We start from the raw sequence: 18,797 nt of genomic DNA, 5'->3' as shown, positions 1-18,797 counted from the left end.
CATTAGTTATAAATTTCGCCACCAGCGCAGTTAATAATCGAACCGGTTAAAAGCTTGCCATTTTCCATCGCAAAAATCATTGATTCTGCAACTTCTTCAGCTGTTGCTGCGATATTTTTTCCTGTTGAGGCGTGAATTGCTGCGCCAACTGTCGCATCAAGTGTTACAGTCGCATTTTGTGCAATCGTTGTTTGCATCGTATTTGGTGCGACACCAACAGCATAAATATGTTGGTCCTGATAATCTTGTCCAATCGATTTTGTAAAGGCAGCTAATGCGTGTTTTGAGGCAGAATAGATGCCATTATAAGCAGTTGGTTTAAAGGAATTGGATGACACCGTATTAATAATTGTACCACCACCATGTTCAAGCATAACGGGGATAACGTACTTAATACCCAAAAATGGTCCTTTTAAATTAATATCCATAATGCGATTATATTCTTCCACTGGATACTCATGTAAAAGACGGAATGGAATCATAATCCCGGCATTATTAAAGAAATAGTCAATTGTCCCAAATAGCTCCACTGCACGTGCCACATAGCGCTTTACATCGTCCTCATTGGACACATCTGCTTGAACGAAATGTACTTCTGAACCCATTGCTTTGGCATCAGCTGTCGTTTGTAACCCATCTTTTTCATTAAAGTCGACTAACACTAAGTGATATCCTTTTGTGGCAAGTTTTAAGGCCGTTGCGCGACCTAAACCGGTAGCGGCGCCCGTAATTACTGCAACTTTTGTCATCGCTATTCATCCTTTATCTACTAAAATGTGTATGGCCCTGGTCGTTGAATTAGGACCTCTTGCTAGTTGAATTTAATTTACCATTAAACAATATGGTTGACAACTATTAATAAATTTTATGCATAATACGGCATAACTAGATGAAAATCGTTATCAAGTAATACTTACGTCGATTGCAAAAGAATAGTATAGTATTAAATGGAAGAAAGGGAGGTTTTTATGGGATTTGTATTTCGTTATTTAGCACCATATAAAGTCGCCGCAATTTTAGCGCCATTATTTATGGTGTTTGAAGTGACGATGGATTTAATTCAACCGACCATTATGCAGCATATTATTGATGATGGGATTGCTACGCAAAACCATGGGTATGTCTTAAAAATGTTCTTATTTATGATTTTGGCTGCGGTTGGCGGCTTAATTGGTGGCATCGGATGCTCTATTTTTGCGTCGCGTGCCGCTGTTAATTTTGCGACAGATTTACGGGCAGCTGTTTTTGCGGCTACGATGTTTTTCTCATCTAAAAATAAGCAAGACATCGGTGTCGGGACGCTTATTACGAATGTCACAAGCGATGTCGAAACATTACAAAAAGCGGTTTTGATGACTTTAAAAGTATTTGTTCGTGGTCCACTATTATTTATTGGTGCGGTGGTCATTGTTTTTATTACTGCGCGTGAATTATTTTCATTATTACTAATTATTGTACCAATTCTTCTTATCCTCATTGTGGTATTTACAATGCTTTCAAGCAAGGTGTTTGGACGAGTTCAAAAGCAAATGGACCGTGTAAATACGTTTATGCAAGAAAATTTAGCTGGCGTACGTGTTGTCAAAGCTTTTAATCGTAGTAAACATCAAACAACGCAATTTACAGCGATTAATGATGACCTAGCAGCACGCTCGATTCATGCTGAAAAAGTTGTTGGCGTTTTATCACCACTGAGTATGTTTATTATCAATCTTGGCATGATGGTCGCATTATGGATGGGTGTCATTAAAGTTGAAAATGGCACATTAGAAGTAGGGGTTATTTTAGCATTTATCAATTATTTAACAATTATTATGAACGGCATTATGTCATCAAGTAATGTGTTGATTCAAATTGCACGTGCAGTGCCAAGTGCCAAACGTTTACAGCGTATATTGAATACACGAACAACAATTGAGTCACCTACGGATGCGGTTGTGGCACCGATTCAAGGCAAGATTGAATTTGATAATGTATCGTTTTATTACTATAACAAGGATGAATATGTCTTAAAAGATATTTCATTTACACTACATCCACATGAAACACTTGGCATTATTGGTATGACAGGAAGCGGCAAAACGTCTCTTGTACGATTAATTCCACGTCTGTATGAAGCACAAAAGGGACGTGTGTTAATCGATAATCGGCCAATTGAACAGTATGATTTACAAACATTACGACAGGCGATAGGCTTTGCTCCGCAGCAGGCCATTTTACTCTCAGGCACAATTGAAGAGCAACTACGCTTTGGACGTGAGGATGCGACAGAGGGCGAGCTAGCGCATGCACTCGAAGCATCGGTAGCTTCTGAATTTGTGTCTCGATTTGATGATGGGCTACAGCACCCAGTAGCACAAGGTGGGCGCAATCTATCTGGTGGGCAGCGTCAACGTCTGGCGATGGCCCGGGCATTTATCCGACAGCCAGCAATTTTAATTTTAGATGATACAACATCGGCAGTCGATGCGGTATCAGAGAAAAAAATTCAACAAAGCATTGCACGTGATTTTGAGGCAGCAACGAAAATTATTGTGGCGTCAAAAATTTCATCAATTCGTCATGCGGATAAAATTCTTGTGTTAGAAAATGGTGAAATGGCTGGGCTTGGTACACACGAAGAATTACTTGCAACCAATACCGTATACCAAGAAATTGTCGAAACACAACTAGAAAAAGGAGGGGTGCTGCATGAGTAGAACAGGGTTAGAAAAAGGACCGCGTATTGGCAGTATGACGTTTGAAAAGCCAAAAGATCAATTGTCGACTGTCAAGCGCTTATGGCACTACATGCAAAAGCAGCGCCTCGGCATTATTATCGCAATGATTACCGTTTTTGTGGCGACATTATTAAAAATTGCAGGACCATGGCTGATTGGGTATATCGTCGATCATTATATTATGAAGCTAGACATACAAGGAACGATTTCGATGTCGCTCGTATTAGGCGCGACCTATGTGGGGTTATTTATCGCCACGTATATCCAAACGATTGTTATGATTTATGTGGCACAAAAAACGATTCAGCGTATACGCCGCAAACTATTTAAAAAAATTCAGGTGCTACCGCTTCGCTTTTTTGATGGCCGTCAACAAGGCGATTTAATGAGTCGTGTCACCAATGATATTGATAGCTTAAATATGGCATTAACGCAAAGTGTCACGCAAATTTTAACAGCCATCTTAACGATTATTGGAACAACGATTGCGATTTTTTGGCTCGATTGGCGCTTAGCACTTGTTGTTATGACTGTCATTCCATTAATTGTCTTTTTATCGAAGCAAATTATTAAGCGTTCAAGTGTTAATTATCGTGCGCGCCAAAAAGCATTGGGTGGGGTAAATGGTTTCGTTGAGGAATCCCTGAGTGCATCAGAGGTCGTGACGTTATTTGGTAAGGAAAAGCAGCATGTTGAGGAATTTCATCATAAAAATGAAGCGCTTCGTCATGCGGGTGTTCGCGCAGAAACGATTTCAGGTTTTATGGGACCTATCAATAATGCAATGAATAATGTTGGCTTGGGATTAGTCATTGGTGTCGGTGCATTGCTTGCGGTTAAAGGTTATACAACAATTGGGGTTATCGCCGCCTTTACGACGTATACACGCCAATTTTTTCAACCGATTAATCAGCTTTCTAATCTACTGAATGTTTTCCAATCAGCTATTGCTGGTGCGGAGCGTGTTTTTGAAGTATTAGATGAAGAGGAAGAAGTACTGGAGAAGCCTGCAACGAAGAAAATTGATAAACTCAAAGGGGATGTCATATTCAAAAATGTTGATTTTGAATATGAAGAAAATAAACCGATTTTGAAAAATATTTCCTTCCATGCGAAGCCTGGTGAAATGATTGCTTTTGTTGGACCTACTGGCTCAGGCAAAACGACGATTATTAATTTATTGTCGCGATTTTATGAGGCCAAGGCTGGCGACATTATGATTGATGATGTAGCAATCAATGCCTATGAACTCGCTAGTTTACGTGACCATATAGGTGTCGTGCTGCAAGATACGTATTTATTCTCAGGAACGATTCGTGAAAATATTCGCTTTGGGCGCCTAGATGCGACGGATGAGGAAGTAGAGCAGGCCGCAGAGATTGCATATGCTCATCAATTTATTCGTCATTTACCCGCACAGTATGATACGCAAATTGCTTCTGGGGGTACAAATTTAAGCCAGGGGCAGCGGCAACTAATTGCCATTGCACGTGCGATTTTAGAAGACCCTGATGTATTAATTTTAGATGAAGCGACGTCAAATGTCGATACGCGTACAGAGGTGCATATTCAAAAAGGACTGCATAATCTGATGCATGGCCGTACAAGCTTTGTTATTGCCCATCGCTTAAAAACGATTGAGCAAGCGGACCAAATTTTCGTGTTACAGCAAGGTGAAATTCATGAGCACGGGGACCATCAGCAGTTAATGAAGCAACAAGGCTTTTATTATACGATGCAAACAAAGCTCGCAAATTAAAAAATACGTAAACAAAAAGACGCGTTCAAGTTATGTTGAACGTGTTTTTTTGTTGAAAATAGTACGCAATAATTGCCATGCTGCAAGGATAAGCATCAAGGCACCTAATGCAACAAAGCAAAGAATAAACTGACCACTCCAATCGACAAAAAGCCCAAATAACGCAGGAGCCGTAATAATAAAGAATTGATTGATCGTGAGTGCGGTGCTCGTTAGGAAACCATTTTGTAATCACCGTACTGCCTCCTGTGTGTGCACTGCCATAAAATAAACCAACAATAAAGACGCCGATAAGTAGTGTTGTATACGAACTAGCGAATGGTAGCAATGCGGCGGTAAGCCCAAGTAATAAGGCACTGAGGCCGATGACATATTTTTCGCCGTAACGGTCCATTAAATGTCCAAAAATCATCATCGAACATAGGGTCCTACATTTGTCATTGTAGAAATAAAGCCTGTTTGAAATTGTGTGAGTTGCCAATCGACTTGATAAAAAGCGGCGATGGTCCCCATACCATACGTAACAACGGAACCAACAGCCAGTGCAATCGTAGCGATGGCAACGATAAACCAACGATACATGAAAATCCCTGCTTTCTGGTGTACTATAAGTGTACAAACATTTCACAATACTGTGAAATACCATTTAGTAAGAGGGATATCAATAATATTGATAGGGATGACAATGTGACAAAAGCAGAAGCGGAGTGGGGGTTGTTACAGTAATTATTAGTAGACGAAAATCTAATTTTGACCGCAAGCCATACAAATTATTCGCAGTCGGCATTGTCGATGAAAATAAAGCGTTTAGAGCAGGAGTTAGGCGCTAAAGTTTTTGACCGCACGCCAGTTGGCTTACAGCGTACAGCAGCAGGAGATGCTTACTTGCAGTTTTTAGCAACACAGCAGCAAACCTATGCTCGGCTGATGACGAAGTGTGCTTGATTGTGCGATTACGACAAATCCACTGAAGCATTTTCCGGAGCTAATGTATGACAGGCTAGCAGAGGAAACATTTGTCGTGCTATCAGATAACCGTTATACGCAGACATTAGCCGCACAGGAACTAATACTGTATGCTATTCACCGCGATTGTGTCTATACACAAACTGTTTTGGCATGGCTAGAGGCACAGCAAAAACAGGTAACGGTAAAAATTTTGCCTTCACCTGAAAGTATTCGTGATTTTTTAACAGTGCGACAAACAATTACGGTGCTTAATGAAAGATTAGTCGAAGCATATCATTATACGGATGTTATCGCGCATGAACTCCCAATTTCGCAACAGCGTGATACAGTGTGGATTGCGAGGCATTCGACCAATGAAGTACTTCTGCAAATCAAAAAAATATTATGGCAATTAGAGGAGGATATACAATATGCGCTTATTACTGACAGGATTTGAGCCTTTTTTAGATTATGAAGTAAACCCTACGATGCCTATTGTGGAAGCATTAAATGGTACGCAAATTGGTGAATACGATATTATCGGTCGTATCTTACCAGTCTCTTTTAAAGAAGCACAGCAAGCTTTTGTTGAATTAATAGAGGATATTGAGCCGGATAGCATTATTTCATTAGGTGTTGCGGTAGGACGCTTTCATATAACACCAGAGCGTGTGGCAATTAATATGCGTGATAGTAACGAGCCGGATAATGATGGCAATACGCCACAAGGAGAGGAAATCCGAGATGGGGAGGAACCAAGCTATTTTTCGACACTTCCAGTACAAGAAATTGTCGATGCCCTAAAGCAGGCAGGTTACCCAGCGAAGGTGTCCAATACAGCAGGGACGTATGTATGCAATACGATTATGTATGAAGGCTTACACTATGCTGCCGCTCGTCAAATTCCATCGGGCTTTATTCATATCCCAGCAAATTTTGATTTAGCCATCGTTTTAGGTAATGTGCCTGGGTGGCATGATCGGGATTTATTGGCGACGATACAAATCGCTATTGAAACAGTGTTAAAAACTAGATAATTTGATAGTTGTAACATAAATTTAATCAAAAATTTAACAAAAAGGTTCGATTGGACTACTAGAAAATTGATATCATTAAAGTTGAGACGAGACATCTTAAAAGTTTTAGCAGTGAGCTATTACTTCATCTAGCTTGCACTGTCGACAAAAGCGACGTCTTTACGTGGCTTTTTTTGTTGGGCAAATAGAGACAAGATGCGTTAAATCAGAAGGGAGAAGCAACAAAAATTGAAAAATATAATACAATTTTTTGTTGTCGCTTTTAGTTTCATACTTTGTTTCATCGTAGTAAGTGAGTGGCAGTTAACAGCTTCTGCAGTTGATGAACAGTCAGGAAAGCCTGATGGTAAAGTTCAATGGGAAGAGACACCGTATGTGACAGACTATACAAAAGGTGTTCAAACAAAAGCCGCAACAGGAATGATTATTGATGTATCAAAATGGCAAGGGAATATTAATTGGGCGAAGGTAGCAAAATCTACGGATTTAGCGATTATTCGTGTGCAATATGGTAGTTCAGTAGAAGATTATATGCATAAAACATATGAAAAAGGTGCAAAAGCAAGTGGTGTACCATATGGTGTGTATTCATATATGCAAGCATCATCAAGCACGAATGCGCGTATTGAGGCACGTAATTTAATTAATCGTGCGAGTAGTAGTGCAAAATTTTATGTGATTGACGTAGAAGAAATGACGAATACATCTGGTGAATCGATGCGTACAATCGTTAATGCATATGTCAGTGAATTGCGTAAGCATACTGATAAACAAATTGGCTTATACATTGCACATCATATGTATAATAAATTGAATTTAGAGACGAAAAAAGCCGATTTTGTATGGATTCCACGATATGGCTCTGTGAAACCCGCGTATAGCTATGATTTATGGCAATATACAGATCGCGCGATAATTAGTGGTATTAATGGTCCGGTTGATGCGAATAAATTAGCAGCGGGTAAAAAAGTAAGTGATTTATTAAAGAAATCACCATTAGCAACGAATTCACAGGTAACGCAAGCTTCAAATAGTTTGTATTATTCGACAAATCCACGTAAAGTCGTGCTTAAAGAAAATGTCGGCGAATACCGTGATGCGGCATTTAAAACTAAGGTTCGTACATTAAAGAAAAATAAAATTGTTAAGATTGCAGGCGTAAAAACATTAGAAAATGGGACAACACGCTTGAAATTAGAAAATGGGCATTATATAACAGCAAAACGTAAAAATGTTTTAAAGGTTCGTAGTGATATTAATGAGTACATTACAAACGTTCCTGATCGTGTGTTGTTACGTCGTTATCAAATTGTTTATAATTCAAAAGATTTCACTAAAAAACATGAAATTCGTAAATATAATAAAAATACAACATTTGAAATTGCATCCATTGTGTACACAGCTAGTGGCACACCACGGTTAAAAACAGCATCTGGCAATTACTTGTCTGCACGTAAAGATATTACACGTGCTGTACTGGCAAATATAAAGGATTATTATTATATCAATCCAAAACAAGTGAAAGTAGCACAAGATTTAAATGTATTCTCCACTGTTAATTTTAAAGCGAATGAAAAGCTTCGAATTGTACGAGCTGGCAAAAAATTAACGATTCAAGGTGTAAGCTATACAAAAGATGGCGTACCACGCTTAGAAGTAGGAAAAAACCAATATATTACGGCTTATAAAGCACGGTTTCATTAAATAATTGGAAGAATTACGTATTGGCGTAATTCTTCTTTTTTTATAGGCTTTTTGAAATTAATATGAACTGTTATTCAAAAGTACAAAGATGTTTAATATAAAAAAATAGAGATTCATAAGTCTCTATTTGAAAATTAAAAAATAATAAGAAATATGCTTTTATAGACTAAAACTCATAAAAAGATTGATTTTTCTAAAAATTTAAGACATAATAGTATGTAAATAGACAGTGCATCGATTAGTTTTTTGGCATAGAAAGAATAAACAGTGTGCGGGATAGTTCAAGGAAATAGGAGTGTAGTTAAAAAGATGATGTTTGTTCAGTTGGTGCAACAGTTGTGCATAGGATTAGTTGTGTAAGGGACGGAATAAGCAGTTTGAGCGAGCGTGGGTTATAACAAATGATTAGGTAGAGAGAGTCTTTAAAAAAACTCAAGTACTATAGTTGATATGACGTCACACTCGGTCATGCGAATGCAACGTATTGTCAAAAATACTACAATGAGGTGACTAGCATGAAATCAAAATTAGTGAAATGGACTCTGGCGGCAAGTTTGGCAACATCGGCATTTGGATTAGGAGCTGTAGCATCTCCTTCATCTAATGTAGAAGTAGCGCAGGCGGCATATACAATGTTCTCAATTACAGATGGTGTGAATGTACGAAGTGGACCAGGGACAGGATATCGTGTATTAGGGCAATTAACATTTAATGATCCGATTTCTGTCATTAGTAAATACAATAGCGCATGGTCAAAAATTTCATATAAAGGCAAAACAGCGTATGTATCGAATAGTTGGATTGCGTCACAACCAAATGTACAAGAATATTATACGGTGAATACCGGAGGGGCTAATTTAAATGTGCGCAGTGGACCAGGCACGTCGTATAGCATTTTATTCAAAAAATCAGGCGGCTCTATTGCAGCGATGCTGAATAAAACGAATTCTAAATGGTACCGTATTTGGGGTGGTGGAAGCCGAGTAGGCTATGTATCAGCCGCGTATTTAGAACGTTTGCCAGCGTATAGTGTTCAAACAGAAGGCGTGAAGCTTTATCTTCGAACAGGGCCAGGCTCAACCTATACAAAGATTCGTACTTTGACAGACTATGAGGTGCTATACGCAGTAAATGTCGAGAGTAGTAGATGGTTTGCAGTGGCATATGCAGATGGCAAAATTGGCTATGTTAATGCAAAATATTTAACCCCTTTCCCATACTAAATCGTGAGGAGGAGTAGTGATGGCCAGAGCCCTTTTAAAAAAATGGTTGATGGCAGCGGGTTTCGCATTTTCAGCTCTGGGGGTGAGTGTACTAGCAGAGCCGCAATTTATGGCGCAAGCAGTACAGCAAGTAACGATAAAGTATGCACAATACAATGGCTTAAAGGCATTTGAAAAGCCAGCCATTACAAGTAAAGTAGTAGGAACCTATACACTAAATAACCCCGTGCATATTTTAAAGTCGTATAATCGTGATTATTATGAGGTGCAGATTGACAGCCAAAAAGGATATGTCCAAAAAGAATATGTTAGCGCAGCACCGTATTTTGTAAAAGCTGTGAAGGTCTATACACCTGGAGATACACTAAATGTGCGAACAGGGCCAGGTGTCAGCTATAAAGTGATTGGTGCGGTAGCGCATACAAAGCCACTCTATGTAACAAGTACGAAGTTATTTGGCAACTGGCTACAGGTTTGGTATAAAGGACAGTTTGGCTTTGTGAATAAAGGATATACGGTAGCGCCGCCGTGGTATACGGTGCGTGTGCCGGCAGATGATACACTGACTGTACGAACAGGACCAGGTGTTGGCTATCGACAAATTGGTGCCTTATATAATAAAGACCGCGTACAAGTGTTAGAAAAAACAACATCGAAATGGTATCAAGTGTATCACCGCGGGGAAATTGGTTATGTATCAGCCGCCTATGTAACGAAAAATTAGGGGTGAGACATCATGACATCAAAATGGGTAAAGTGGACAATTGCAGCAGGTTTAGCAGGGTCGGCATTTGGGCTAACATATGCCGCGCAACCCTCAACTGTTCAACACGCGCAAGCAATTAGTACGATGTATTCAACAACGGATCATTTAAATATCCGTACAGGACCAAGTAAGAAATACCGCGTTGTTGGGCAATTTAATGAAAATGATGCCATTCAAGTGCTTCGAAGCTATGCGACAACATGGTATCAAATTTCATATAAAGGTACAAAACGTTATGTGCATAAAGCGTATGTCGCAAAAGAGCCAATTCATATGGGAACAGGCTTTGTGACAACGGCAAAAGGTGTGAATCTTAATATTCGTTCTGGACCAAGCACAGGGTATAAAATTATTGGTAAAATGCCATCTCGTGCAGCATTTAAAGTGATTGATTTCCGTGATGGTTTTTGGTACAAAATTTATTATAAAGGAAAAGTTGGGTATGTGAGCTCAGCTTACACATATATTTATCACTAAGAAACTTTGCGGGGTATCATGCCCCGCTTTTTTATGGCGTTTTTTGGAATGTATGCTATACTAAGGATAATTAAAATTATTGCAGGGGGACACGTATGTGTTGAGAAGGTTAAAGCCTGACCCTTAGAACCTGTCCGTTAATACGGGCGTAGGGAGCAATGTACGTAATCATTACTGTGTACATTTGCTCTCCGTCATGGAGAGTTTTTTTATTGCACTATTTTAATTTGCGGGGGGACACATTTGTGTTGAGAAGGTTAAAACCTGACCCTTAGAACCTGACAGTTAACACTGACGTAGGGAGCAATTTTTTAAAAGCGCGCTCCTATTTCGGATGCGTGCTTTTTTTTGCCTACGTCCATCCAAGAGGAGGACTTTTTAATGACATTTTGTGACGAAGTAAGACAAGAAAATGCACTTTATTTTGAGGCAAGCTTTGAGCATCCATTTGTGCAAGGCATTGTGGACGGTACATTACCACTGGAGAAATTTAAGTATTATATGCTACAAGATGCCTTCTATTTAAAACACTATACGAAGGTATTGGCCATTGCTGCATCGAAGGCGACAGAAGCGGACGAGACGCTCTATTATTTGCAAGCAGCGCAAAATATTCAACTTGCAGAACTTGAGATGCATCGTCTAACGTTCCATGAGTTAGGTGTAACGGGCGCGGAACTTGAAGCATTTGAACCTGCGCCATCTGCGTATAACTATGTGAGTCATATGTACAATGCGGCCTATAACGGAGATGCGGCAGAAGCATTCGCAGCGATGTTCCCATGTCCATGGCTCTATTTAGAAATTGGCAATCGTTTTAAAGATGCGAAGCCAGGCGTCGCGCTGTATGAACAGTGGCTTGCGCTTTATAGCTCTGACGATATGAACGAGAATATTAAGCAACAATTAGCGTTAATGAATCACTATGCACAACAGCAACCGCATAAAATCTCATTATTTAAGCAGCATTTTAAAAAGAGCTGCTACTATGAGTGGAAGTTCTGGGAAATGCCATGGACGTCTGAAAACTGGGAGCAGGAGGTTATGCGCTATGTCACTCGTTAATATTCGAAAAAAAGCACCGCTTGTCCATTGTATAACGAACTATGTCGTCGCGAATTTTACGGCAAATGGGTTGCTTGCGATGGGTGCTTCTCCTGTGATGGCGGATGCCGTCGAGGAGGTAGCGGATATGGTACGTGTAAGTGATGCATTATTACTTAATATTGGCACATTAAATGAGCGCACGATGGAGGCGATGGTGATTGCTGGAAAAGCGGCAAATACGCAACAAGTTCCAGTTGTACTCGACCCAGTAGGTGTTGGCGCTACGCCATTTCGCAAACAGTTTGTAAAGCAACTTTTAGCGCAAGTGAACATTGATTTATTGCGTTGTAATGCTGGAGAATTAGCGGCTCTTACAGGCGCCCAGTGGCAGGCAAAGGGTGTGGATAGTGGTGAGGGGAATATGGATGTCATTGCAGCAGCATCCAAGTTCGCAAAAGATTATCAATGTGCCGTCATTATTACTGGTGCAACTGATGTTTTAATCGACCAAGGGAAGGTTTATCGTATTTCTGGGGGCGTTGTCGAAGCAACCTTTGTTACAGGAACTGGCTGCTTACTTAGTGCAGTATGTGCAGCAACACTTGGTGCAGAAGCTTCTCTTTTGGAAACATTACAACAGTATAAGCAGGCGGCTACCATCGTCGGACCTAAAGCAACGGGCTCATTTCAAATGGGCTTTTTAGATGCCTTACATCATATTTCGGAGGGATTAGCATGATTGCATTGACAATTGCAGGATCAGATAGCGGTGGCGGAGCAGGGATTCAAGCCGACTTAAAAACATTTCAGGAGTTAGGCGTCTTTGGCACGTCGGCGATTACGGCATTGACGGCACAAAATACACTTGGTGTGCATGATATTATGGCAGCAGAGCCAGCATTTGTGGTGGCACAGTTGCATGCATTATTTGAAGATTTTGAGATAACAGCCGCGAAAACGGGCATGTTATTTTCACCCGCTATTATTGACGTGGTGGCAGCAACTATGCAACAGCAACATATCCCACTTGTCGTCGATCCCGTGATGATTGCGAAAGGCGGCGCGACATTATTAGCGCAACAGGCTGTTCAAACAATGAAGGAAGTTTTATTGCCGGTCGCGACAGTTTGTACACCAAATATTCCAGAGGCAGAGGTGCTCGCTGGTATGACGATTACTACAGCTAGTGATGTAGCACAAGCAGCACAGCGATTAATGGCGCTTGGTGCAAAAAATATTGTCATGAAGGGTGGTCATTTAAGCGGAGTGGATGCGGTAGATACAGTGTTTTTAGAAGATGGATCTGTTTTTACGATGACGACGCCACGTATTGATACGAAGGCCACGCATGGCACAGGCTGCACGTTTTCAGCAGCCATTACAGCAGGGCTAGCGAATGGACAAGAGCTAAAGGAAGCCATTATTGAAGCGAAACGCTTTATTCAAGCTGCTATCGTACATCCGCTAGGCATTGGACATGGTCATGGACCGACCAATCATTTTGCCTATAATCGCTATGACTGTGAGGTGTTCGTCGATGAAGCGTAGTGATTTAGCGGTATATTTTATTATGGGAACGGAAAATTGTGTGAAAGCACCTCTACAAACGCTAGAAGAGGCACTTGCTGCGGGAATTACGATGTTTCAGCTCCGGGAAAAAGGTTCTTATGCACTGAAGGGGGAGGCGTATATTCAATTTGCAAGGCAATGTCAGGCTTTATGTACACAGTATAATGTGCCGTTTGTCATTAATGATGATGTGGCCCTCGCTGTTTTGCTAGAAGCGGATGGTCTTCATATCGGCCAGGATGATGCACAGCTACAAATTGCAAAAGCACAATTTAAAGGTTTTATCGGAGTATCGGTGCATACGGCTGATGAAATGGCTACGGCGATTGATGGGGGCTGTGCGTATGTCGGCATTGGACCTATTTATGCCACGTCTTCAAAAGCGGATGCCAAAGTACCCTGTCATACAGCATTTCCAAAAGCCATGCACGAGCAATTTCCTGAATGTCCGATTGTTGCGATTGGCGGTATTGAAGCATCGAATGTAGCGCCTGTTTTAGCAACGGGTGTGGACGGGGTAGCCGTTATTTCAGCAATTTGCCACAGCTCAGACATACAGCAAACCGTTAAACAATTAAAAGGTGAAACTATTTAATGTCCTATTGCGTCTATTTCTTAATGACGCAAATCTAGGAGGATTTAAATGGCTAATAGGCAAACGTTATCAGACATTGTGACAGACTGTTTTAAAGAACAGCTTATGACAAACTATGTAGCGAAAAATCCTGTCTATGTTCGTAGTGGTCCAGGAACCGGCTATGAAGCATTAGGTTATTTAGAAAAGGATGAAGTCGTCGGCGTATTTTGTACGGCAGGTGCGTGGTGCAAAGTGCAATTTCACCACCAGATTGGCTATGTAAATAAATTATACTTACAAGAACTTTCTTAAATGAAGCCCTCCGCGTATACTTACAATACAAAGGGGGTTTTTCATATGCTAGAAAATGATATTGTACGTTTAGAGCCGCTGACACAGCAACATGCGGAGGCTTTAGTACATGCTGCAAATGACGAGCGAATTTGGGAAATGACGCAGCCGCGCATTCGTTCGTTGGCGGATGCTACACACTATATTAATATGGCGTTACAAGCACAAGATCAGCAGGCATTTGCTGTCTTTTCAAAGGTACATAATCAAATTGTTGGTGCCACACGTTTTTACACGATTGATGAGGATTTTGGGAGTGTGGAAATTGGCTACACATGGCTGAATCCGATTGTGTGGCGTAGCGCTATTAATACGAATATGAAGCTTTTAATGTTTTGTTATGCATTTGAGCAGTGGGGAATGAAGCGGGTACAAATTATGGCAGATGAACGGAACATGCGTTCACGCAATGCGATTGTGCGTATTGGCGCGACATTTGAGGGGATTTTACGTAAACATAAATTCGGAGCAGATGGTGCGATTCGTAATAGTGCCGTTTATAGCATTATTGACGATGAATGGGCCTCTGTGAAGCGACATATTGAAGGATTATAATGAGAAAAAAGAGGCTTTGACATACATGTAAAAGTAACATCTCATATGAGCATAAGAAAAACCGGAACCGCGCTGTAGGGCGGTTCCGGTTTTTCATTGCGAACGCTAAAAAAGAAACATGACATGTTTTGCCTCAGTCCCTTTTCTATTTTGAATAATGCAAAAATTCATGACGTGTTCGGATGAAATAGACAGTGAGTAACGAACTAAGTAATAAAAAGGCGATGCTGACTAACGTAGTGCCTGTCATAACGGGTGCAGTTGGGTGAAGGATATGATAAATATCTACATAAGTTTTGAGTGTTAAGACGATACACACAGCATTTTTCAGCACATGTAACACAGTAGAAGAATTTTTAAAAGATAATTCTTTATTTTCAGAATATTTATCGGAAAATTCATGCCATTCTGGATGTGTTGCCAATAGATGAAGAAAGCTCCACAGCACAATGCCTGCGACAAGTGGTAAAAAGACCATTTCACGCGTTTGCCAATCATCAAAGAGTGCGCTGTATACAAATGGAGGTAGCTCATGAAAATGAACGGTTCCATAAAGGGCTACAGCAAAAAATAAGATGAAACTCACAGTAGAAAAAATGTATTTGTTCATTTAGATGACCTCCTTATACATTAAGTATATCAGATAAGACACTTTCTTTTCGAGGCACTTGGGATTGAAAGCTCATCGCGGTACTTCGCCACTGTACGACGTGCAAGCGTAATATTTTCTTTCGCCATTAATAAATCAGTAATTTTTTGGTCTGATAAGGGGCGGGTTTTATTTTCTGTATTAATCAAATTTTGAATATGCACTTTAATCGATGTTTGAGAGGCTCCGTCTTCAGATACCGCATTGGTAAACAATGAGCGTAGCGCAATTGTGCCAAAAGGTGTTGCTAGCCATTTATTTTTAGTAGCGCGACTAACGGTAGACTCATGCACGCCCAATTGTGCGGCAATATCTTTTAATAATAGCGGTCTTAGCGCAATATAACCTTGATAGAAAAAGGGCTGCTGATGTGCAACGACAGCCTCTAAAAGACGCGTTAATGTGCTTTGACGTTGATTTAAACTATGTAGTAACCATTCATAGCGCTTAAACTGCATTTTTAAAAATTCTGCTGCTTCCTGATGTTCAAAAAAGGCATCATAGGCAGTAGAAAGAGAAATTTTTGGCATGCCAGCTGTATTTAATTGGAATGTAAAGCCTTCATCACTTAGCATCACCGTCGCATCAGGCGTAATCGTCGTTGCAGGACGACTAAAAAGCGAACGACATGGCTTTGGCTCGAGTGCTTGAATTTTTCGAATGGCACGGCGCAGTGAATGCGGCGTGATATGAAGCGCCTGCGTAATTTTTTCAAAGGCACTATTTGCGACATCCTCTAAATGAGAAGTAACAATTTTTTCGGCAACGATTTGGCGCGGCTCGAGTGCTTCTAATTGTAGTAATAAACAGTGGCGTAAATCAAAGGCCGCAATTCCAGGCGGACCATGCTGCTGTAATTCTTGAATTGCTGCTTGTAATAACGCTTCCGGAATCTGATAGGCGGCGATGGCATCGCGTGACAAATAGCCATTGTCATCTAAGTTGTGAACAATTGTTAAGCATGCATAGAGTAATCGCTGTTCTTTCACTTCACAGTGTAGCAATTGTAACAGTTCATCCCGGTAATCTGTCTCGCCTGCAACGGATGGTAACACATCATCAAATCCCGTTGTAGATTTTTGATAACTTGAAGTGGTTTCTTCTAATTCAATTAAAGGGTTTTCTAATGCCTGTTCACGTACGAATTCAACTAAATCTTCGTGTGAATACTGTAGTAATTCAATGGATTGGCGCAATTGTGTGGTCATATATAATTTTAATTGTTGTTTTTGCGATAAACTCATCTTCATATGTCAAACACCTTCTTTTTTCTCTTTTAAGAAACTATTTTCTATATCATACCATTTTTCTGCATTTAGGGATATTACATGACCTAAAAAAAATTTTTTGGTGGGACAAATCATTACCCGATTTGCTACAAAAAAGCGTCAATGTGCTGTTTTATAACACTCTTTAAGTCATGTAACAGTTGAAAATAGTATAACCTAATAAAAAAATGTGTTGACTTGATAAAATTCGTGCATTATATTATGTGTAATCGGTTACACATGGAACCGGTTACATAACAGATCGTTTTGAGGTGAATGCATTGGCAACAATTCGTGATGTCGCAAAAGAGGCAGGAGTTTCTGTAGCGACTGTTTCTAGACATTTGAATAATAAAGGCTATGTAAGTAATGATGCGAAGCAGATAATTGAGAAGGCAATTACTACATTAAATTATGCACCAAATCAATTAGCACGCTCGCTAACGACGAAGCAAACGAATTTACTTGGTTTGCTTGTACCAGATATTACAAACCCTTTTTTCCCTGAACTAGCACGTGCGGTTGAACGTACAGCTTATGAGCATGGCTATACAGTGGTGTTGTGCAATGCGGGCGAAACGAGTGAAAAAGAAAAACATTATATCCGCTCGCTGCAACAAAATTATGCAGCAGGATTTATCGTAACTACAAACCATATCGAAGCAGATTTCTATAAGAAACTAGATGTACCTATTGTCGCACTTGATCGTAATTTATCAGAAGCGATTCCAACAGTGACATCGGATAATGTATTAGGTGGACAGCTTGTCGCTAATTATTTGGTCGAGCAAAACGTCAAACGCATTTTATGTGTGCGCGGGCCACTTGATATTGATGTCGCAAATGATCGGATGCGCGGCTTTGAAGAAATCATGAAGCAACATCCAACCATACAGTACGATACGATTGTGAGCCCTTTTGATTTTGAGTCAGCTAAAAAGGTGACCCTTCAGCAGTTGCAACACACAAGGGATTATGATGCGGTGTTTGCGTCAAGCGATGCATCGGCAATCGGTGTAATGAAAGCAGCTGAATCACTAGGGATACACATTCCAAAGGATGTATCACTTGTTGGTTATGACGGTATTAATATCGGTACATTGCTATCGCCAGAGCTAACAACGATTGCGCAGCCGATTTCCTTAATGGGAGAGCGTGCAACAGAATTATTAATTGCATTAATTGAAGGACAAAAAATGACAGCGAAGCGCGTTGTATTTCCGCCGAAGCTCGTCGTTCGAAATTCAACAACGAAAGGAACGGAATTATGATTACAGTAATCGGTAGTATTAATATGGATATCGTCGTTGAAACGACTGTTTTTCCAAAGCAAGGAGAAACGGTTTTTGGACAAGGGTTCCATACCGTTCCAGGCGGTAAAGGAGCAAACCAAGCTGTTGCAGTTGCCCGTTTAGGCAGCCATGTACATATGGTTGGTGCGCTTGGTCAAGACGCATTTGGTAACGAATTGCGTACGATTTTACAACAAGAAAAGATTGACGATACATTCGTTCGTACAACAGAGACAGCAACAGGTATTGCGAACATTACATTATTTGATAATGATAACCGCATTATCGTGGTACCAGGAGCGAACGCAGATGTATCGCGCGAATCAATCGATGCAGCACGTACATTAATCGCTAAAAGTGATTTAGTCGTTATGCAGCTAGAAATTCCACAAGATACAGTAGAGTATGCGCTGTCCGTTTGTGAAGAATTACATACACGTGTGTTATTAAATCCAGCGCCTGCTGAGAATTTTAAAGCAGAATGGATGGAACGCGTTGCTTACTTCACACCAAATGAAACAGAATGTGCTGATATTTTCGGCGTTGATGTAGAGAGCGCTTTAGAACGCTTCCCGAATCAATTAATCGTTACATTAGGCGCAGACGGGGCACGCTACTATGATGGGACACAACATGTGTTTGTTAAAGGCTTTAAAACAAAAGCTGTTGATACAACAGGTGCGGGTGATACATTTAATGGTGCTTTAGCGCATGCACTAACGACAAATCAATCGTTGTCAGAGGCAGTTGAATTTGCGAATGTCGCGGCATCATTATCAGTTGAAAAATTTGGTGCACAAGGCGGTATGCCACAGCAAGAAGCAGTGCTTAAACGCTTAGGAGGCGCACAGTAAC

Annotated in this window: 22 protein-coding genes and 2 riboswitches; of the genes, 17 read left to right on the top strand and 5 right to left on the bottom strand. The window is 40.4% G+C overall.

The features are described from left to right. Positions 1 to 2: 2 nt before the first annotated feature. On the bottom strand, positions 3 to 749 hold the full coding sequence (locus tag QI30_RS17785; protein ID WP_126991926.1) for an SDR family NAD(P)-dependent oxidoreductase: 747 nt from the start codon (positions 747 to 749) through the stop codon (positions 3 to 5). A 219-nt stretch (positions 750 to 968) separates the two neighbouring features. Between QI30_RS17785 and QI30_RS17780 the strand changes: the two genes are divergently transcribed. Continuing rightward, on the top strand, positions 969 to 2,699 hold the full coding sequence (locus tag QI30_RS17780; RefSeq protein WP_126991925.1) for an ABC transporter ATP-binding protein: 1,731 nt from the start codon (positions 969 to 971) through the stop codon (positions 2,697 to 2,699). After that, positions 2,692 to 4,479: an ABC transporter ATP-binding protein gene (locus QI30_RS17775; RefSeq protein WP_126991924.1), complete on the top strand. Its 1,788-nt coding sequence runs from the start codon at positions 2,692 to 2,694 to the stop codon at positions 4,477 to 4,479. The genes QI30_RS17780 and QI30_RS17775 overlap by 8 nt, the downstream gene beginning before the upstream one ends. Positions 4,480 to 4,504: 25 nt before the next feature. Here QI30_RS17775 and QI30_RS21270 read toward each other — a convergent pair whose 3' ends face one another. Together QI30_RS21270 and QI30_RS20505 are read right to left on the bottom strand one after the other, a co-directional pair. Continuing rightward, on the bottom strand, positions 4,505 to 4,873 hold the full coding sequence (locus QI30_RS21270) for an MFS transporter (protein WP_370323634.1): 369 nt from the start codon (positions 4,871 to 4,873) through the stop codon (positions 4,505 to 4,507). 17 nt (positions 4,874 to 4,890) lie between these two features. Further along, entirely contained in the window at positions 4,891 to 5,061 is a 171-nt protein-coding gene (locus QI30_RS20505) for a hypothetical protein (protein WP_158621061.1), read from the bottom strand. Positions 5,062 to 5,229: 168 nt separating this feature from the next. On the opposite strand from QI30_RS20505, the gene QI30_RS17765 reads away from it, so the two are divergent. The 13 genes from QI30_RS17765 to QI30_RS17705 all read left to right on the top strand — a co-directional run bounded on the left by QI30_RS17765 (position 5,230) and on the right by QI30_RS17705 (position 14,733). Then, positions 5,230 to 5,424 (top strand): LysR family transcriptional regulator, encoded by a 195-nt coding sequence (locus QI30_RS17765; protein WP_255411587.1) that lies wholly within the window; start codon positions 5,230 to 5,232, stop codon positions 5,422 to 5,424. Next, complete coding sequence (locus QI30_RS17760; RefSeq protein ID WP_126991921.1) at positions 5,417 to 5,884, top strand: LysR substrate-binding domain-containing protein; 468 nt, start codon at positions 5,417 to 5,419, stop codon at positions 5,882 to 5,884. Before QI30_RS17765 ends, QI30_RS17760 begins: the two co-directional genes overlap by 8 nt. Beyond that, a complete protein-coding gene (gene pcp / locus QI30_RS17755) occupies positions 5,859 to 6,464 on the top strand; it encodes a pyroglutamyl-peptidase I (RefSeq protein ID WP_126991920.1) in 606 nt (201 codons plus the stop codon). The genes QI30_RS17760 and pcp overlap by 26 nt, the downstream gene beginning before the upstream one ends. 228 nt (positions 6,465 to 6,692) lie before the next feature. After that, the gene (locus QI30_RS17750; RefSeq protein WP_126991919.1) at positions 6,693 to 8,168 is read left to right on the top strand and encodes a DUF5776 domain-containing protein; all 1,476 of its coding nucleotides are present in this window, start codon (positions 6,693 to 6,695) and stop codon (positions 8,166 to 8,168) included. Positions 8,169 to 8,683: 515 nt separating this feature from the next. Beyond that, positions 8,684 to 9,391, top strand: a complete 708-nt coding sequence (locus QI30_RS17745) for an SH3 domain-containing protein (RefSeq protein WP_126991918.1) — start codon at positions 8,684 to 8,686, stop codon at positions 9,389 to 9,391. Between the two features lie 19 nt (positions 9,392 to 9,410). Beyond that, a complete protein-coding gene (locus tag QI30_RS17740) occupies positions 9,411 to 10,115 on the top strand; it encodes an SH3 domain-containing protein (protein ID WP_126991917.1) in 705 nt (234 codons plus the stop codon). Between the two features lie 12 nt (positions 10,116 to 10,127). Beyond that, positions 10,128 to 10,634, top strand: coding sequence for an SH3 domain-containing protein (locus QI30_RS17735; protein ID WP_126991916.1), 507 nt, complete (start codon positions 10,128 to 10,130; stop codon positions 10,632 to 10,634). A 73-nt stretch (positions 10,635 to 10,707) separates the two neighbouring features. Beyond that, positions 10,708 to 10,806, top strand: a riboswitch (TPP riboswitch). Positions 10,807 to 10,855: 49 nt separating this feature from the next. Beyond that, positions 10,856 to 10,954, top strand: a riboswitch (TPP riboswitch). A 61-nt stretch (positions 10,955 to 11,015) separates the two neighbouring features. Beyond that, the gene (tenA, locus tag QI30_RS17730; protein ID WP_126991915.1) at positions 11,016 to 11,699 is read left to right on the top strand and encodes a thiaminase II; all 684 of its coding nucleotides are present in this window, start codon (positions 11,016 to 11,018) and stop codon (positions 11,697 to 11,699) included. Further along, positions 11,686 to 12,420, top strand: coding sequence for a hydroxyethylthiazole kinase (thiM, locus tag QI30_RS17725; RefSeq protein ID WP_126991914.1), 735 nt, complete (start codon positions 11,686 to 11,688; stop codon positions 12,418 to 12,420). The genes tenA and thiM overlap by 14 nt, the downstream gene beginning before the upstream one ends. Then, positions 12,417 to 13,229 carry a bifunctional hydroxymethylpyrimidine kinase/phosphomethylpyrimidine kinase gene (gene thiD / locus QI30_RS17720; RefSeq protein WP_126991913.1) on the top strand — a complete coding sequence of 271 codons (813 nt, stop codon included), beginning with the start codon at positions 12,417 to 12,419 and terminating at the stop codon, positions 13,227 to 13,229. Before thiM ends, thiD begins: the two co-directional genes overlap by 4 nt. Further along, on the top strand, positions 13,219 to 13,845 hold the full coding sequence (gene thiE / locus QI30_RS17715; protein ID WP_126991912.1) for a thiamine phosphate synthase: 627 nt from the start codon (positions 13,219 to 13,221) through the stop codon (positions 13,843 to 13,845). Before thiD ends, thiE begins: the two co-directional genes overlap by 11 nt. Positions 13,846 to 13,893: 48 nt before the next feature. Then, positions 13,894 to 14,139, top strand: a complete 246-nt coding sequence (locus QI30_RS17710; protein ID WP_126991911.1) for an SH3 domain-containing protein — start codon at positions 13,894 to 13,896, stop codon at positions 14,137 to 14,139. Positions 14,140 to 14,184: 45 nt separating this feature from the next. Further along, entirely contained in the window at positions 14,185 to 14,733 is a 549-nt protein-coding gene (locus QI30_RS17705; RefSeq protein ID WP_139993463.1) for a GNAT family N-acetyltransferase, read from the top strand. A 145-nt stretch (positions 14,734 to 14,878) separates the two neighbouring features. Here QI30_RS17705 and QI30_RS17700 read toward each other — a convergent pair whose 3' ends face one another. Together QI30_RS17700 and rpoN are read right to left on the bottom strand one after the other, a co-directional pair. Continuing rightward, positions 14,879 to 15,343: a hypothetical protein gene (locus tag QI30_RS17700; protein WP_126991909.1), complete on the bottom strand. Its 465-nt coding sequence runs from the start codon at positions 15,341 to 15,343 to the stop codon at positions 14,879 to 14,881. A 29-nt stretch (positions 15,344 to 15,372) separates the two neighbouring features. Beyond that, positions 15,373 to 16,632 carry an RNA polymerase factor sigma-54 gene (rpoN, locus tag QI30_RS17695; protein WP_126991908.1) on the bottom strand — a complete coding sequence of 420 codons (1,260 nt, stop codon included), beginning with the start codon at positions 16,630 to 16,632 and terminating at the stop codon, positions 15,373 to 15,375. A gap of 290 nt (positions 16,633 to 16,922) precedes the next feature. On the opposite strand from rpoN, the gene QI30_RS17690 reads away from it, so the two are divergent. Both QI30_RS17690 and rbsK read left to right on the top strand, forming a co-directional pair. After that, the gene (locus QI30_RS17690) at positions 16,923 to 17,921 is read left to right on the top strand and encodes a LacI family DNA-binding transcriptional regulator (RefSeq protein WP_233600625.1); all 999 of its coding nucleotides are present in this window, start codon (positions 16,923 to 16,925) and stop codon (positions 17,919 to 17,921) included. After that, positions 17,918 to 18,796, top strand: coding sequence for a ribokinase (gene rbsK / locus QI30_RS17685; RefSeq protein ID WP_126991906.1), 879 nt, complete (start codon positions 17,918 to 17,920; stop codon positions 18,794 to 18,796). The genes QI30_RS17690 and rbsK overlap by 4 nt, the downstream gene beginning before the upstream one ends. Position 18,797: the final 1 nt, after the last annotated feature.

The organism is Candidatus Kurthia intestinigallinarum (assembly GCF_003991225.1).
Classification (GTDB): Bacteria; Bacillota; Bacilli; order Bacillales_A; family Planococcaceae; genus Kurthia; species Kurthia populi.
This window is presented reverse-complemented; position numbering and strand designations above follow the sequence as displayed.

Excerpts from the sequence above, each read along its gene's own strand:
- QI30_RS17780 (WP_126991925.1), top strand. The coding sequence starts at position 969 with ATGGGATTTGTATTTCGTTATTTAGCACCATATAAAGTCGCCGCAATT.
- QI30_RS17710 (WP_126991911.1), top strand. The coding sequence starts at position 13,894 with ATGGCTAATAGGCAAACGTTATCAGACATTGTGACAGACTGTTTTAAA.
- QI30_RS17700 (WP_126991909.1), bottom strand. The coding sequence starts at position 15,343 with ATGAACAAATACATTTTTTCTACTGTGAGTTTCATCTTATTTTTTGCT.
- QI30_RS20505 (WP_158621061.1), bottom strand. The coding sequence starts at position 5,061 with ATGTATCGTTGGTTTATCGTTGCCATCGCTACGATTGCACTGGCTGTT.
- QI30_RS17745 (WP_126991918.1), top strand. The coding sequence starts at position 8,684 with ATGAAATCAAAATTAGTGAAATGGACTCTGGCGGCAAGTTTGGCAACA.
- QI30_RS17785 (WP_126991926.1), bottom strand. The coding sequence starts at position 749 with ATGACAAAAGTTGCAGTAATTACGGGCGCCGCTACCGGTTTAGGTCGC.
- rpoN (WP_126991908.1), bottom strand. The coding sequence starts at position 16,632 with ATGAAGATGAGTTTATCGCAAAAACAACAATTAAAATTATATATGACC.
- thiD (WP_126991913.1), top strand. The coding sequence starts at position 12,417 with ATGATTGCATTGACAATTGCAGGATCAGATAGCGGTGGCGGAGCAGGG.
- thiE (WP_126991912.1), top strand. The coding sequence starts at position 13,219 with ATGAAGCGTAGTGATTTAGCGGTATATTTTATTATGGGAACGGAAAAT.
- QI30_RS17705 (WP_139993463.1), top strand. The coding sequence starts at position 14,185 with ATGCTAGAAAATGATATTGTACGTTTAGAGCCGCTGACACAGCAACAT.
- QI30_RS17775 (WP_126991924.1), top strand. The coding sequence starts at position 2,692 with ATGAGTAGAACAGGGTTAGAAAAAGGACCGCGTATTGGCAGTATGACG.
- QI30_RS21270 (WP_370323634.1), bottom strand. The coding sequence starts at position 4,873 with ATGGACCGTTACGGCGAAAAATATGTCATCGGCCTCAGTGCCTTATTA.
- QI30_RS17735 (WP_126991916.1), top strand. The coding sequence starts at position 10,128 with ATGACATCAAAATGGGTAAAGTGGACAATTGCAGCAGGTTTAGCAGGG.
- thiM (WP_126991914.1), top strand. The coding sequence starts at position 11,686 with ATGTCACTCGTTAATATTCGAAAAAAAGCACCGCTTGTCCATTGTATA.
- rbsK (WP_126991906.1), top strand. The coding sequence starts at position 17,918 with ATGATTACAGTAATCGGTAGTATTAATATGGATATCGTCGTTGAAACG.
- pcp (WP_126991920.1), top strand. The coding sequence starts at position 5,859 with ATGCGCTTATTACTGACAGGATTTGAGCCTTTTTTAGATTATGAAGTA.
- tenA (WP_126991915.1), top strand. The coding sequence starts at position 11,016 with ATGACATTTTGTGACGAAGTAAGACAAGAAAATGCACTTTATTTTGAG.
- QI30_RS17740 (WP_126991917.1), top strand. The coding sequence starts at position 9,411 with ATGGCCAGAGCCCTTTTAAAAAAATGGTTGATGGCAGCGGGTTTCGCA.